This is a genomic window from Halorubrum sp. Atlit-26R (assembly GCF_003666015.1).
Taxonomy (GTDB): Archaea; Halobacteriota; Halobacteria; order Halobacteriales; family Haloferacaceae; genus Halorubrum.
In genome coordinates this window covers 1-655 of record NZ_QPLT01000260.1, presented here as the reverse complement: position 1 = coordinate 655, position 655 = coordinate 1, and the positions used below count along the sequence as shown (strand labels likewise).

Here is a 655-nt window from a genome sequence, read left to right as displayed (position 1 = left end):
CGCCCAACTCATCCTCATACCGCTGCTTCGCACGACGCACCGTCTTATCACTCACACCGTACTGATCTCCAATCTCTGCCTGCGTCAAGTCCGTTGTCGCATCGAGGATGGCCATCATCTCCCACTCGTGCTCCCGCACAAGCTCCTCAAGCTCCTCCTGCGTCACATACCCCTCTGCATCCTCGTCATCGTCGGCATCGAACACGAACTTACCTTCGTCCCACGTGCTGTAGTCGTCGTAATTCGTTGGAGGGATACCGGACAGAGACATCATCTCGCCAATCCCCTGCCGGTCCTTCACATCCCTGTAGAACGTCGCCTTCTTCTGCGATTCCTTGTGCACGAACGCAGTGCACAGCGCACGCAGTGATGGACCAACGTCTTTCCCATCCTGTCCAATCAGGACAAGGTTCGCATTCGCCTTCCGTGCCAACTTCAGGAGCTTAGCGAGGGCTTTCGCCTTGTGCTGGTCAGCCCCTGAACCCGTGAATATCTGTGCAGCTTCGTCGATCACCATGATGAATTCATCGAGGTCTTCACCGGCCTGCATCCGCTCGCGACGCGCGTCGAGAAGCTCCACAATGCGGCTGTAGTGATCGATCTCCTCGTCAAGGTCTGCAGAAGAGAGGTTCGCAGCCATGTACACGTTCTCACG

1 pseudogene is annotated in these 655 nt (G+C 56.6%); it reads right to left on the bottom strand.

Going from position 1 to position 655, the window contains the following annotated elements:
- Positions 1-640 (bottom strand): annotated as a pseudogene (locus tag DVK07_RS20460) (zonular occludens toxin domain-containing protein); the annotation flags it as partial.
- Between the last annotated feature and the right edge of the window lie 15 nt (positions 641-655).